This window comes from Neorhizobium sp. DAR64872/K0K18, assembly GCF_050500175.1.
Classification (GTDB): domain Bacteria; phylum Pseudomonadota; class Alphaproteobacteria; order Rhizobiales; family Rhizobiaceae; genus Neorhizobium; species Neorhizobium soli.
In genome coordinates, this window is record NZ_CP191445.1 from 213,096 (window position 1) to 227,375 (window position 14,280).

Below are 14,280 nucleotides of genomic sequence, written 5' to 3' on the forward strand. Positions count from 1 at the left end.
CCGTCTGAACCGGGGAGGCCGCGGCGTGTATACTCTGAAGCAGCTTGAAGCCTTCTGCGCAACGGCTGCCTGCGGAAGCTTCACCGAGGCGTCCAAGCGCCTGATCCTCACCCAGTCGACGATTGCCAAGCGCGTGGGCGAACTGGAAAGCAGCGTCGGTACCCGTCTTTTTCACCGGGACGGAAAATCGCTGCATCTGACGCAAATCGGCGAGCGGCTTTTGACGCAGGCGCAGGAGATGATGGCGCTGCACGAGCGCATCACCAAGACGCTGACGGACGTCTCTCAGTTCGACGGACGCCTGCGGATCGGTGCGACGGACATTATTGGCCTCACCTGGCTTCCCGCATTGATACAGTCGGTCAGGACGCATTTCCCGAAGGTGAAGATCGAGCCGGAAATCGACGGCGGCGTTCGGCTGTATGAACGGCTTGACCGCAACGAGATTGACATCGCCTTGATGCCCGGTCCGTTTTCCAGCCCGACAATCGAATCGCGCCAGATCGGCCAAGTCGAGAATGTCTGGATGGCGGCACCGGGCTTCGTCGTGAAGGAGGGCACGCTTTCAGCCCAGGATGTTTCGGAACTGCCATTCATCGGTCAGCCGGACAATTCCGCTCTGACGTTGCTCTACCGCGACTGGTTTGCCGAAAACGGCTTCAACATCCAGAAGGTCCTGTCATGCAACAGCCTCGGGATGGTCGCCAAGCTGACGACCTATGGCCTGGGTCTCAGCCACCTGCCGAAAAACTACTTTACCCCAATGCTCAGCGCCGGAGAACTGAAGATCGTCGATGTCTGGCCAAAGCTGCCGCCGGTCCAGTATTTCGCGTTCTACAAGCGCGACCATGCGCCACGCTTGATAGACGAAGTAATGACCATCATTCGCGAGGTGGCCGATTTCTGAAAACGCTCGTGCGTACGAGGGCTAACATGCTTCTCTTACGATTGCTTAGGCCAAGGTCCGTCTCCCGTCGAACCGGCCATTTTCTAAACCTTGGTGCTATCAGGGCCGGGCATTCAAGCATTCCTTCCACATTCTGGCATTCAGAAGGGGTGATCTTTAGTTCTTCGCCGTACCGGTGGAGGGCTTCCGGTCGTTTGTCTTCTGTCGTCGCTAAAAATAGTCAAAGGCGAATTCAGTATGTGACTTTGTCCTAAGCGCAACGAGCACCGGAGTTAGCTTGAAACTGGAACGCGACGTTTGAAGCGCTCTTCCATTCTCTGCATGACGACGAAGAGCGACGGTACGAAAACGACGGTCAGGCAGGTTGAGCCCATCATGCCGGTCAGAACCGCGAGCCCGATCGACTTTTGCGCGCTCGCTCCCGGCCCGGTCTGCAGCACGAGCGGCACGACGCCGAGGATGAAGGCGATCGACGTCATCAGGATCGGTCGAAGCCGCGTGATCGCAGCCCTTATGGCCGCATCCACGGTCTCTGCGCCGTCATGCAGCCGCAGATGCCGCGCGGTTTCAACGATCAGGATCGCGTTTTTGGCCGACAGTGCCACCAGCAACACCAGACCGATCTGCGTGTAGAGGTTGACGGCGGCATTGAGCGACAGCAGCGTCGTAGCCGTTCCGATCAGCGCGAGCGGGACGGTCGCGATGACGCTGATTGGTGCGTACCAGCTCTCATATTGGCCAGCCAGAACGAAATAGACTAGAAGCAGGCTCAGGCCGTAGACCAGATAAATCTGTCCGCCGAGTTCTCGTTCCTGGTAGGACACAGCCGTCCATTCCCGTTCGAAACTGTGAGGCAGCAGCGACTTTGCGATCCCGTCGAGTGCATCGAGCGCCTGGCCGGTCGAATAGCCTTGCGCCTGCGAGCCGATGATTTGAGCGGATGGATAGAGATTGTAGAGGCTGATCAGCGCAGGCCCGGTGGCCAGCTTCACATCTCCGATCGAACCCAGGGGCACCATCTGGCCGGAGGCGCCGCGCAGCCTGATCCGCTCCAGGTCGGCGACTTCGGCGCGCCTCGAGGCGTCTGCCTGCAGGTAAACCTGGAAAATGCGGCCGAAGAGGTTGATCTGGCCGGAATAGGACGATCCGATGTACTGGCTGACAGCGTCGTAGGCCCCGCCGACATCGATCTCGGCGCGCTGAGCCTTGCTTCGGTCAATCGAGACGGCAAATTGGGGGGCGTCGGCACGGAACGGACTGAAGGCTTCGCGGAATGTCGGATCAGACCCTGCTGCACGGGCGATGCTGGCCGCCACTTCTTCCAAAGCCGCATAGTCGAAGGCGCCGTCACGGGCCTCTACCTGCATGGTGAAGCCCGCCGCGTTGCCGATACCCTGGATCGGAGGCGGCGGAAGCACGAGCGCCTGTCCGTCCGGGAGATCGGCAGTCAGGCTCCGCAGGGATGTGTAGAGCGACAACAGGTCATCTCCCTGTTGTCGAAGGCTCCAGTCCTTGAGGATCAAGTAGAGGACACCCGCGTTGGAAATGCTGGCATTGTTGTTGAGGGCGGAAATGCCGCTGATTGCGACCGCCGTTTCAACGGCATCCAGCTTCTCGACCCGCCCGCGTAGGTTTTCGATTGCGCGGCGGGTGCGCTCGAGCGACGCGCCCTCGGGCAACTGGACAGATACCAGAAAATACCCCTGATCCTCGATCGGCAGGAAGGCCGTCGGCACCTGTGTCAGCAGGGAGAGCGAGAGCGCGACCAACAGCAGTGCCACCAGCGAGACTGTCACACTGAAACGGGCCATGATCCTCACCAGCACTGCATAGACCCGTTCGACGGCGTCGTAACTTGCGTTGAAACCGCGGTAGACGATGTTCTTGCGCGGCTTCAGGGCATGTGGTTTCAGCCATAGGGCGCATTGGGTCGGCTTCAGGGTCACGGCGTTGACCGCGCTGATCAGGGCCGTGGCGGCAATGACCAGCGAGAACTGGCGATACATTTCGCCACTGAGGCCAGGCAGAAAGGAGGCCGGGAGGAACACGGCAAGCAGCACAAGTGTGATGCCGATGATCGGGCCCATCAACTCGTCCATGGCAAGCGCCGCCGCCTCCCTTGGCGTTTTTCCATCATCGAGATGGCGAGCAGCGGCCTCGACCACGATGATTGCATCGTCAACCACGATGCCGATGGCAAGGATGATGGCGAACAGGGTGGAAAGATTGATGGAGAAACCGAACAAGGCCAATGCGCCGAAGGCGCCGATGATGGTGACAGGCACCGTGGTGGCAGGCACCAGCATCGCGCGCCAATCCTGCAGGAAGATGAGGATGACAACCAGCACGAGGAACGCGGCTTCCACCAGGGTGTGGTAGACATCATCGATGGCGGCCTTGACGAACAGCGTCGTGTCGAACGGCACGGAGTGGCGAAGCCCTTCGGGGAAGTCGGTCGACATGACCTCCAGTTTTGCCTTGACCGCCGCTACGACGTCGAGCGCATTGGCCTCGGGCAACAGAAAGAGTGCGAGGCCTGCCGCCGGCTTTCCATCGAGACTGAAATCCTGGCTGTATTGCTGAGCACCCAGCTCTACCCGTGCCACGTCGCGCAGGCGCACAAGATCACCATTGTCATTTGCGCGCAGGACGATGTCTTCGAAGGCCGCTACATTGGCGAGCTTGGAGTCGAGCTTCAGCGTGTACTGGAAATCGCGTCCCTCCGGCACTGGTGGAAGGCCAAGCTGGCCGGCGGACGATGTGCGGCTTTGCTGACGGATCGCGTTGTTCACATCTGACGGCATGAGACCGCGTGCCGCCATCAGGTCCGGATCCATCCAGATGCGCACCGCATAGTTGCCGGCGCCGAAAACCGAAACACTACCGACGCCGGGGATGCGAGCGATCTGATCGATCAGGTTGATGGTTGCATAATTGGTCATGAACAGGCTGTCATGATCCGGGTTGTCGGAGGTGAGTGCTACAATCGCCAGAATAGCCGTCGAGCGCTTGGCCGTCTGCACGCCTTGTGCCTGTACGGCATCCGGAAGGGAAGGCGTCGCACTCGCCACACGGTTCTGCACCAGGATCTGCGCCGCGTCGGGATCGGTGCCGATCGCAAAGGTCACGGTGAGTGCGTAGGTGCCGTCACTGGTGGAGGTCGATTGCATGTAGAGCATGCCCTCAACTCCATTGACCTTTTGCTCGATCGGCAATGCCACATCCTGGACGATCGTCTCGGCGTTGGCGCCGGGATAGCGTGCCGTCACCTGCACCGAGGGCGGTACGACATTCGGATATTGTGCGACAGGCAGGCCGACCAGCGCCACCAGACCGAGTATGACGGTCAGGAGCGCGATCACGTTCGCAAGCACCGGTCTATCGATAAAGAACCTGGCCATCCTGGGGCATTCCCTGTTTCTGTAAGCAGATCAATCGAGTGCCGTCACGACTTCGACGACTTCTCTGGCACGCAACCCAGCCCCGCCCTTGACGATCACGCGGTCGCCCTCCCTTACGCCGTGGACAACTTCCCGTCGGCCACCGGCGGTTTTTTCTCCGAGCGCGACCTTGACGGTTGCGACCCTGCCTTCGGCATCGACGATTTGAAGCGTTCGGCCCAACTGGGAATTGCCGATCGCGGCTTCCGGCACGGTCAATGCCTTGCGCGTGACGATCGGGACTCGGACGCGGGCAAACATGCCCGGCGATAGCAGGCGTTGCGTGTTGGCAATGACGCCGCGAAGGGTCATGGTTCCAGTCGCGCTGTCCAGCTCGGGGGCGATGTAGTCGAGATATCCACTGTAAGGGTAGGTCGCGTCACCCTGAAGACCGGCTTCAACTCGGATCGCCCCGAGGCTCCTCAGGTCTATATGGCGCTCAGCCATCGCGCGGCGAATGGCGATTACCTGCCGCTCATCGGCCGAAAAGATTACGTGGAGCGGGTCCGGTACGACCAGCGATGCGAGCTTCGGAGCCGATGCGGGATTGATAAAGGCGCCGAGATCGGCCGCGCGTGCGGATAGGATACCGGCGAAGGGCGCCTTCACTTCCGTGTAGCTGAGGTTAATGTCAGCACTTCGCACCTTGGTCTTGGCTGCTTCGACCTGTGCCTCGGCTGCCAGTCGCTGTGCCACGGCCGATTCATTTGCGCTTTGTGATACGACCTGCTTGGCAGAAAGTCCTTCCTGCCGGGCCGCGTTTGAGACGGCCTGTTGCAGGTTGGCCTGTTGCTGACGCAGTTCTGCCTCGGCAGCTGCGAGGCTGATGCGATAGGGTTCGGGCTCTATGAGAAAGACGACGTCACCTTTTCGCACGGTGTCGCCGTCATTGAAGTTCACTTTCTCGAGCGTACCGGAGACTCGGGCGACGAGGTCAACCTGGTTGACCGCGCGGAACGTTCCTGTCGTCTCCAGGTACAGCGTCACCTCGACGAGGGTAGGTGCCTCGACCATGACTTTCCGCTTCTCGGCCTGGGCGCAGGTCTGCCCGACCCAGCCAATCAGCAGAGCTGCGGCCACCAGGGGCAACAGTGCATGTTTCATGGAAAGATCCTTCCCTTGCGCATGTCGTGGCAGGCCTGCTCAGGGAGCGGCAGCTATTTCAGCGACTGCAACTCGTTCGGCGTCAGGAGTCCGTTCTTGTCCTTGTCGATCCGGCCAAACGCCAGGTTGTAGCGACCGGCCTGCTTGACCTTGAGGGCTATCGGCTTTCCGGACGCGGCCATCGTGTCGATGAAAACCTTGAATTCGGGTTGGTCCAGCATCGTGTCGGCGTTCTTGTCTGCGGTCATGAAGGCCTCCTGTTGCGCATAGCCGCTCGAAGCGACGGCGAGCCCCCCGAAGACGATCAGAACAGGGGTGATCAGCTTAACGTTTGCCATTTCGATCTCCTTTGAGTGTTGCGATATCCGCCAGGTTGATCCCTGTGTCGGGAGCCTCCTGCCGGGCGGACGCGGTCAGCAGTCCATTCTTCAGTTGCGGAACTGCCAGCATCAACTAATCCGGACCAATTCTTCGCGACGAGGCCGCAGGACCTGCTCCAAGGGACTGGTCAATGTCCCTGCGATGCTGGACGGCACGATCAACCAAAGGCTGCAGTGAAGCCATCCCATGTTCATGGGGTCTGCACCTCGTCCAGTGTGCCAGCCACCGGGGCTGCCGTGGCGCGCCTTTCAGCAAGGGAGACATGGACGCCATCTGGCGCGAGATCGAAGCCGGAGGCTTCGATCACTTCAAGCAGCAGAGAGCGGATCAGGGGAATGGCGGTCACCGCTGCGGCACGCGCCAAATTGAAGCTCAACACCAGCTCCCTGGTCTGCAGATGGGCTTCAGGCGGGCTGATGGCGATCTTGCCGACGATATCGGCCTGAAGCCTGGTTTCGCTTCGAAGGGTCGACGCCGCCAACCGCAGTAACCGCGCGTGCCCGACGGCGTCCGTTTCGTTCTCCAGTCTCTGGCTCACCCGAGCGAGGACGAGTCCGCGACTGCGGCTGACAACGGTCTCGATCTGGCCGTAGGGAATTGTATGCAGCCTGTCATCCAAGCCGCGCAGTCTGAGACTGCGGATCAGTATCTGCTCCACCCTGCCGGGAGTGGAGTCGATCTCAATCTCTTCGCCGAGCCGGAAAGCATCGTCCAGCATCCAGAAAATGCCCGATATTACGTCCTTCACCAACGCCTGGGACCCGAGACTGATGGCTAGACCCAAAATGCCGGCGCCGGCTATGATGGGAGTGGTGTCGACCCCTAAAACCGACAGGGTCACCAGCGAGAAAATCGATCCGATGAGCCCCAGCAAGACCACACGAAGGATCGGCAGAACCGTTGTCATACGCGCAAGGTGCAACTCCGCGTCTTCCAGCGAGGTGAGAGCCTCCTTCGGCATCATGCGCGACTCTACCCATGCGTGGGTAACCGCGGCGAGCACGGCAGCGAGCACCAGCACCATAAGCGAAAAATTGATCTGCCGAGAGTATCGCGGCCAATCCTGTTGCGGGATGACCGCAAGCGTGCCGACCAGCCAGTACTCGACGATCAGCCTGAGGATGACAGCTGCCGCCAAGGCATCGATCACCACCCGCACCACGAACAGTCGACGCATCACCTCGGGCTTGCGCGACAGCTGGATCGAGAGGGCGATCGAGCGATCGAAGGCCAGCGCCAGCATAAGGGCGATCGTTGTTCCCTTGATCCCCTGGTACAGGTCAAACTGCTGCATCAGCCAGCCCCATATCCACAAGCCTGACACCAGCAGGATCATCCAGGCGGCGACCATGTGTAGCCGCGGCGTCAGGCCGTGCCGGCGCAGAAGATGCAGCAATCGAAGAGCCGCCGCCGTCATGGCAAACGCGCCGAGTATCGCCAGCAGCCGCACCGAGTTCGGCGGCATGCCGACGCGGGCGGCTGCTGCCAGAAGGCACACCATCAGGTATCCGCACGCCAGGATCACGGCGCTTCGCCTAAGTCCTTTTTCCGCGCCGCTCTCGTCCAGCGGCAGAAGCCGCAATTGAGGAGTGCGGGGCGAAAAGACAATGCCGAGAAAGGTAATGGCAGACAGCCAGTAGATGACGGAAACGAGAAACTCCCTGGCAAAACCATCCCCGAGCGGATCGGCGCTCAGCAGTCGAACGGCTATTGCGCGCCCCACCGCGATGGCGGCCAGCAACGGCACAAGGCTCCAGGCCGTCCGTTTCAAGACGGCGAGGAATGGGACGCGTTCGCGCGCGGCAGCCTCGCGTCGGCCTCTCAGCCCGTAACTGCTCAGCAGAAAAATCAGCATGACGACACCGCCGGCGCCAAGGCTGAGGGCGAGAACCCTGGGCGCCGAGGTCATGGACACCGTGCCCGCCCATAACAGTTCCCGATCAAGATGTGGCAGGGCGAGCGCCGTGTCCACCAACGCCGTCTCGAGACGATCGACGACCTGCTCTGCACTGACGATCCAGTCCGCGACGTTGACGACAGACTGATCGGGGGCCGGGGACGGGCCTGTTGCAGTCGCGGAGACGTCCATCGTGCCAGTCCCGTTCGCACTTGCAGAGAAACTACGGCTCGCCGGGCAAACCGGCCTGGCGAGCAACCGATAGTTTCAACCATTAGGTGCGTTTAAGATGCGCATCCACCCCATGTTCATGGCGTATTCGCGGCACCGGAAACGGGCATGATGGGGGCAAGCCGGTATCCGTCGGCGCAGTTTAGAATCCGGGAGACATTCGCCATGAAACATCGCCCAAATGGTTTCAAGGCCGCATTGGCCCTTACCTATCTTGCCGTGCTGGCAGCGCCAATTTTCACGGCCGCGCCGGCGGCGGCCGTCGTGTATTGCAACGCCGTCGGCGTCCCAAAAGGCTGCGTGGTGCGCCCCCCGGCCGCGGTGGTCGTCTACTGCACGGCGCCGGGGGTTCCGCTTGGTTGCGTGGCGCGTCCCGTGGCAAGGACCGCGATCTATTGTACTGCTCCGGGCTTGCCGGTTGGCTGTGTCCGCAGGCCGGGCGTTCGCGCACCCGGTCTCGGTGTAGCGCCGGTCAATCGTGGTGGCCCGAGGAACCGTCTCGGCATCAGATAGTCCAGGCGATGGAAGTGTCTCCGCGCTCGGTTCCTATGACCTTATCCGCGCGCTCCCCGCTGGCATCAGCCCCCTAGGGCGGCTTCGGGGAAGTCGGCGGGTAGCAGCAGCGAGACCGTCGTGCCGAGCGGTGCGCTTGTAACGGACAGGGTCACATCGCAGAGGGCTGCGCGCTTTTTCATGTTGAGCAAGCCCCGGCCCTGCACCGTCCCCGCCCCATTCACCGCATCGACCGCAAAGCCGCAACCGTTGTCCCTGACGGAGATCTGGCCCCTCGCGTCGCCGTCGGGGCCAGCTATGGTCTCGATCATGATCGTCACGATCGATGCGCCCGAGTGTTTGATCGCATTGGTGACAGCTTCGTCAAGCAGCCTGATAACCTGGATAACGTGCCTTGGACGCAGGCCTGGATAGACGGGAAGTCCGTGTGACGACTGTACGCTCCAAACGAGCTGCATGTCGTGGGCGCGCAACTGGCCTGATATCCGCTCCCTCCAAGAACCAAGGGCAAGCATGAGGTCGCCATCGATCTCTTCCATTGCGTTGATGACCAGACGAAGATCGCGCAGCGCAGCGCGAGCGGCATCTCCGATTGTATTCGTTGTATCTCTCGGCTGTTCGGCAAGAGCGACGATGCTGACGAGTTGCCCGCCCAACCCGTCATGCAGGTCCCGCATCAATCGCGTCCGCTCCGAGGCCAAAGCCGCCGCCCTTGCGCGTTCTTCTTCGCGGGAAAAACTTGCCCTGAGCTTGACCTCGGCCTCCGACACTTGCTTCACCAACCGGTCGGCGAAACTGTCGGCATCATTCAAAGCTTGGACGAAACGCCAGGTCAGCCAGACTCCGATGACGATCAGGACGATCGAATAACCGAACCAGCCGATAAAGATCCGTTCACCCGGAAGGAGCCGGCTGACCGTCAGGATATCGTTCATGGCGCATCCCAGCATGACTGAGAATACAGGCGCCATTATCAGCGCCTTTCGGTTTCCGCGCAGAGCTGCGTTGCCCAAGAGCACGCAAGCAACGGCGGCGCAGAGAGCAATCGTTGGTGGCCCTAGCGGCAGGAAGATTGCGTGAAGTAAATCATGCTGTCCCGTAAGGCCCGCCAAGGCAATGATAATGCCGGGTACGAATGTGAGATGAAGCCAACGCGGTGGCGGCATGTCGATGAAGCGTACGATGAAGTGCAGAACCAGCGGCGCTTGCGTAACAACGGCAGCGCCGACGAGGCCGAGCGTCTGTGGTGATGCTGGCATCGAGACGAAATACTGAAAAAAACCGATCAGCATGGCGAGCGCAAGCAGCCCATAGCTGCGATCGTTCCGGCGGTTGATCCAGATCAGGCCGAGGATCGCTCCTAATGTCGCCTGTCCGGCAACGAGGATGAGGGGCAGGGTCTCGAACATGATTGACCGCTGATCGTGAACCGGTCTGAGGACCTTGTCCGGACCGGCATAAACGCTGTCCAGATAGCCGCCGACCGGCCCCCATGTGACGAGGTGAATGATCAGCTCATTGCGCCCCTCATGCAGCAGGCTTTCCGGAATCGTCGCTATGGCGGACGTATTGCGGTCGGGTCTGCGGCTCATAACATTCCGGTGCGTATCGTGGATCATTGAGCCGTTAACCTCGAATTGTACGCCCGTGGTAAAGCGCGGCACGAAAATGCTCCATGCCACATCTTTCTGCGTGGTCGGTCGTTCGAGTGAGACGCGATAAATCGCAGAGGAGGTCGCATCTTCGGAGACGGGGCGAAAGTCCGGGAGGTCCACAGAACGGAATTGGTCTGTCGCGTCCTGGAGCTCAACGCCGCTCAGTTTATAGACCGCAGGAGGCAAGGGCGGGCCGATTTGGCGGGCCAGAATGCAAAGGACGATGATGACAGGTTGAAGCGCCAGGTACAGCAGCAGCCAGCCGATCCTGCCACGCGGTCGAGCCATCCTTCTAACTTGGTGAGCGGCAGCTTTCATCCTAAAGCTTTATCAAGCCCTGCTGCAAGGCTTCGAATACGGCCTCACCGCGGGTATTCACCTCGAGCTTGCGATAGATGTTCTTTATGTAGCCGGGAACGGTCTGGCGTGAAATACCCAGATAATCCGCGATGTCGGCGTAGCTGAAACCCTTTGCGATGCCCCACAGAATGTCGATTTCGCGCGCTGTCAGCTTGGCGGTATTCAAGTCCGTCCCGACGACGGGATCCTTGACGCCTTGCGTCCGTTTGACGATGAAACGGGCAATCGAGGCCGAGATTGGCGAGTGGCCCCGCATAAGATCGCGCACCGTGTCGGCGATGTCGGTCAGCAGAGCGTCCTTCAGCAGATAGCCGTTGGCACCGAGTAAAATAGCCGAAATGACGCTTTCTTCATCGCCCAGGATGGAGATGACCAAGATCTCGGTGGTCTGGCTATGCTGCCGGACGTCGCGGATCAGGTCCATGCCATGGCCATCGGGTAGCTGGAGGTCAGTCAGAAGCACATCAGGATAACCAGACCCCAGCACTTGGCGCGCCTCCGAGAGCGTTCCCGCCTGAAGAACCGAAAATGCGGAAGCGTCGGACAGGCCGTCAGCGATACGCTGACGTGTTGGTCCATCGTCCTCGACGATGACAACGGATATAGGTCCGGCTCTCTCCGTTTGGGTGTTCAAGATAACACTCGCTTTCAGGCCTCGGCTTGGCCAGAAAGGATTATTGAGCAAATTCCCAAACCGCGCCAGCCATGAACATGGGGGTGTGGCGGGTCAGAATTGGCGGACCGCAAGGGGAAAATGCGGAGAAGAAAGCCGCAGCGGAAAAACAACGGTGCCAGCTGCGCTCAGCAAAACCGGCCAGAACGATTTCTGCAAGCCGTCGGACGCGGCCACCCGGCTCAAGAGCGTGGTTACGCTTGTCGCCATAGGCATCAATCATTCAATCCGACTGTCCGTTTCCGCATCGAACAGATGAATGTGTTCCTGCAGGAAATTCAATCCGACGGTTTGACCGCCGGTTATTGGAACGCGTCCGTTTACGACGACGACACATGCGGGCGTCGTTGCCGTTGTGACGAAGGTCGTTGACCCTGTCGACTCGACCAAGGCCACTGGTGCTTCCAACAAACCCTTGCCGTCTTCGGCGATGGTAAGATGTTCGGGCCGCAGACCGACGACAAGATTTCGATTGGCCGGAATGGTTCTGTCGAGACCGATCGTCTGTGGCCGGCCAAGATCCAGGATGAGGCTTCTTCCATCCGGTCCTGTCGTTGCCGGAATGAAATTCATGGCCGGCGATCCTATAAATCCGGCAACGAAACGGTTGACCGGTCGGTCATAGAGTTCAAGCGGCTGGCCCTGTTGCTCGATCACGCCCTGGCGCATGACCACGACGTGATCAGCCATTGTCATCGCTTCGATCTGGTCGTGCGTGACATAGACCGAGGTCGCGCCAAGCCGGTCATGCAGTGCCCTGATTTCCTTGCGCATATGGACACGCAGGGCGGCGTCGAGGTTGGACAGTGGCTCATCAAACAGAAAGGCCTTGGGATTGCGGATAATGGCCCGGCTCATCGCGACACGCTGTCGCTGTCCGCCCGAGAGTTCGCGGGGATAGCGATGCAGCAGGTCCGACAGGCCGGTAATGGCGGCCACGTCGTCTGCCGCCTTCTTCGCTTCTGCCTTCTTGGTGCCGCGAATGCGCAGGCTATAAGTGAGGTTTTCCTCAACCGTCATATGCGGGTAAAGCGCATAGGACTGGAACACCATGGCCAGATCCCGCTTGCGGGGTGGTACGTTGTTCATGCGGTCGCCGGCAATAACCAGGTTTCCTTCGGAAATCGATTCAAGCCCTGCGAGGGCGCGCAGAAGCGTTGATTTGCCACATCCGGACGGTCCCACCAGGGCGACGAAAGCGCCTTTGCGAATAGTGAGGTCGATGTTCTTCAGCGCGTGATAGGCACCGTAATATTTGTTGACACCCGACAATTCGATTTGATTGGTCATTTGAGAGCTCCCGATGTGAGGCCGGAAACGATGCGGCGCTGCAGAAGGACGAAGATGGCAAGGATCGGGGTTACGTACATCGTTGCGTACGCCATGATGTTGTTCCATTCGCTGGTGTTTGGGCCCATGAACGAGTTGAGACCGACACTTGCGGGCTGCAATTCGATGTTCTGGATCATCGACTTCGAATAGACGAACTCGCCGAATGCCTGCATGAAGATGAGGATGGCGCTGACAAGAATACCGTTGCGGGCAAGCGGGAGCACGATGTTGAAGAAGGCACCGATGCGCGAGTTGCCATCGACCAATGCGGCCTCCTCAAGCTCCATCGGCACAGCCATGAATGTCGCCCGCACGAGGACCACGAAGAACGGCATGCTCTTTGCCGCTATCGCCAGGATGACGGCAAAGCGCGGGTAGTCCAGCAAGCCGACTTGGGAGAACCCGACGAAGATCGGCGTGATCATCAGCGATGCGGGCAGAACCTGCAGCATCAGAATGAGGAACAGGCCCACATCCACCCAGCGGTTACGGTACCGCGCCAGTACATAGGCACAGCCGGTACCGAGAACGGCGATGAGCGCCACCGATCCAAAGGCGATCAGCGTTGAGTTCCAAAGGTAGCGCCCCATGTTCCGGCTTTCCCAGACATACGCGAAGGTGCTCCACTGCGCTGTCGATGGCCAGAAGCTGGGCGGGGTGGCAAACATCTCAGAGCCCGTTTTGAGAGCCGTGACGTACATCCAGTAGAGCGGAAACAGGTAGATCGCCGCCATGATGATGGCGATGGCGAGCATCAGGCGGTTTCGGTTGGTTTCAGTCATCCGCGCACCTCATGACGGGTCGAGCGCACATAGACGATAGCCGCAAACATCACGAACACAGTCATGATGACCGAGATCGTCGCGCCTTTGCCAAAGTCGTATTGCCGGAAGGAGAGGTCCCAGGCCCAGTATTGGGCGACATTGGATGAGTTGTTCGGCCCGCCATCCGTGATTGCCGCGAACAGATCGAACTGTTGCAGTGTGAAGATAAGCCCGAGCGAAATGATCGCACCGATGGTGGAGCGCATCATGGGCAATGTGATGGTCCAGAAGCGCTGCCAGGCGTTTGCACCGTCCAGCTCGGCTGCTTCATAGAGATCGCCGGGTATGGCGGAAAGACCGACGGACAGAAGGATCATATTGAACGATGTACCAAGCCAGATATTGGCGAGCACGACCGCCCAGAGCGAGAAATTGGGGTCTGAGCGCCAGAAGATATTGCTGTCGATCAGGCCGCTTTCACGCAGAAAGAAGTTCAGGACGCCAAAGTCCCCCGAGAGTATCCAGTTCCAGATCGCACCGACGACCAGACCCGGCATGACCCAAGAGACCAGAAACAATCCACGAAGCCACGATGATCCCGGAAAGTTGACCCAGAAAAACAGTGCAAGGCCAAACCCGATGAGAAACTGGCCAGCGATCGAGCCGACCACGAAAATGACGGTGTTGAAGAGAATGGGCAGGGTTTCGGGCTGCTTGAACAGATCGATGTAGTTCTTGAAGCCGACGAATGGCCTGATGATGCTTCCCAGGCTGAACATGTCCACTTCCTGAAAGCTCATCAGGATATTGTAGAGCAGGGGCAAGCCCGCAAGAATGAACAGGAAGGCAAAGGGAACTCCGACCAGGCCAATGTCGAAGCCGCGGCCGTCCGTGATGCTGGAAAGTATCCTTTTCATGGAAACCCCATAAGATCCGGTGTGGAGCTGTCCGCTCTTGACGAACGAGACAGCTCCTTCCGGGAGGAAAAGGTGGATGGCACGAGTGCCATCGGCTCCTGAGAAA

General features: G+C 59.8%; 12 protein-coding genes. 2 read left to right on the forward strand and 10 right to left on the reverse strand.

Going from position 1 to position 14,280, the window contains the following annotated elements:
• Positions 1–25 precede the first annotated feature (25 nt).
• On the forward strand, positions 26–907 hold the full coding sequence (locus tag ACQY1P_RS01000) for a LysR family transcriptional regulator (protein ID WP_113166346.1): 882 nt from the start codon (positions 26–28) through the stop codon (positions 905–907).
• A gap of 272 nt (positions 908–1,179) precedes the next feature.
• On the opposite strand, the gene ACQY1P_RS01005 is transcribed toward ACQY1P_RS01000, so the two are convergent.
• The 4 genes from ACQY1P_RS01005 to ACQY1P_RS01020 form a co-directional block, all read right to left on the reverse strand.
• On the reverse strand, positions 1,180–4,308 hold the full coding sequence (locus tag ACQY1P_RS01005; protein WP_430253514.1) for an efflux RND transporter permease subunit: 3,129 nt from the start codon (positions 4,306–4,308) through the stop codon (positions 1,180–1,182).
• 30 nt (positions 4,309–4,338) lie between these two features.
• Complete coding sequence (locus ACQY1P_RS01010; RefSeq protein ID WP_430253516.1) at positions 4,339–5,451, reverse strand: efflux RND transporter periplasmic adaptor subunit; 1,113 nt, start codon at positions 5,449–5,451, stop codon at positions 4,339–4,341.
• Between the two features lie 53 nt (positions 5,452–5,504).
• The gene (locus ACQY1P_RS01015) at positions 5,505–5,789 is read right to left on the reverse strand and encodes an EF-hand domain-containing protein (RefSeq protein ID WP_113111390.1); all 285 of its coding nucleotides are present in this window, start codon (positions 5,787–5,789) and stop codon (positions 5,505–5,507) included.
• Between the two features lie 233 nt (positions 5,790–6,022).
• Complete coding sequence (locus ACQY1P_RS01020; RefSeq protein WP_430253880.1) at positions 6,023–7,804, reverse strand: mechanosensitive ion channel family protein; 1,782 nt, start codon at positions 7,802–7,804, stop codon at positions 6,023–6,025.
• 321 nt (positions 7,805–8,125) lie between these two features.
• Here ACQY1P_RS01020 and ACQY1P_RS01025 point away from each other — a divergent pair, with 321 nt between their 5' ends.
• On the forward strand, positions 8,126–8,473 hold the full coding sequence (locus tag ACQY1P_RS01025; protein WP_082476433.1) for a hypothetical protein: 348 nt from the start codon (positions 8,126–8,128) through the stop codon (positions 8,471–8,473).
• A 65-nt stretch (positions 8,474–8,538) separates the two neighbouring features.
• Here the strand turns inward: ACQY1P_RS01025 and ACQY1P_RS01030 are convergent, their stop codons facing one another.
• The 6 genes from ACQY1P_RS01030 to ACQY1P_RS01055 form a co-directional block, all read right to left on the reverse strand.
• Positions 8,539–10,065: a sensor histidine kinase gene (locus tag ACQY1P_RS01030; protein ID WP_430253518.1), complete on the reverse strand. Its 1,527-nt coding sequence runs from the start codon at positions 10,063–10,065 to the stop codon at positions 8,539–8,541.
• Between the two features lie 382 nt (positions 10,066–10,447).
• Entirely contained in the window at positions 10,448–11,122 is a 675-nt protein-coding gene (locus ACQY1P_RS01035; protein ID WP_062459961.1) for a response regulator, read from the reverse strand.
• 40 nt (positions 11,123–11,162) lie between these two features.
• Entirely contained in the window at positions 11,163–11,384 is a 222-nt protein-coding gene (locus tag ACQY1P_RS01040; RefSeq protein WP_162728381.1) for a hypothetical protein, read from the reverse strand.
• Complete coding sequence (locus tag ACQY1P_RS01045) at positions 11,381–12,451, reverse strand: ABC transporter ATP-binding protein (RefSeq protein WP_430253520.1); 1,071 nt, start codon at positions 12,449–12,451, stop codon at positions 11,381–11,383. The genes ACQY1P_RS01040 and ACQY1P_RS01045 overlap by 4 nt, the downstream gene beginning before the upstream one ends.
• Positions 12,448–13,275, reverse strand: a complete 828-nt coding sequence (locus ACQY1P_RS01050; RefSeq protein WP_062577842.1) for a carbohydrate ABC transporter permease — start codon at positions 13,273–13,275, stop codon at positions 12,448–12,450. The genes ACQY1P_RS01045 and ACQY1P_RS01050 overlap by 4 nt, the downstream gene beginning before the upstream one ends.
• Positions 13,272–14,174 carry a carbohydrate ABC transporter permease gene (locus ACQY1P_RS01055; RefSeq protein ID WP_062459955.1) on the reverse strand — a complete coding sequence of 301 codons (903 nt, stop codon included), beginning with the start codon at positions 14,172–14,174 and terminating at the stop codon, positions 13,272–13,274. Before ACQY1P_RS01055 ends, ACQY1P_RS01050 begins: the two co-directional genes overlap by 4 nt.
• Between the last annotated feature and the right edge of the window lie 106 nt (positions 14,175–14,280).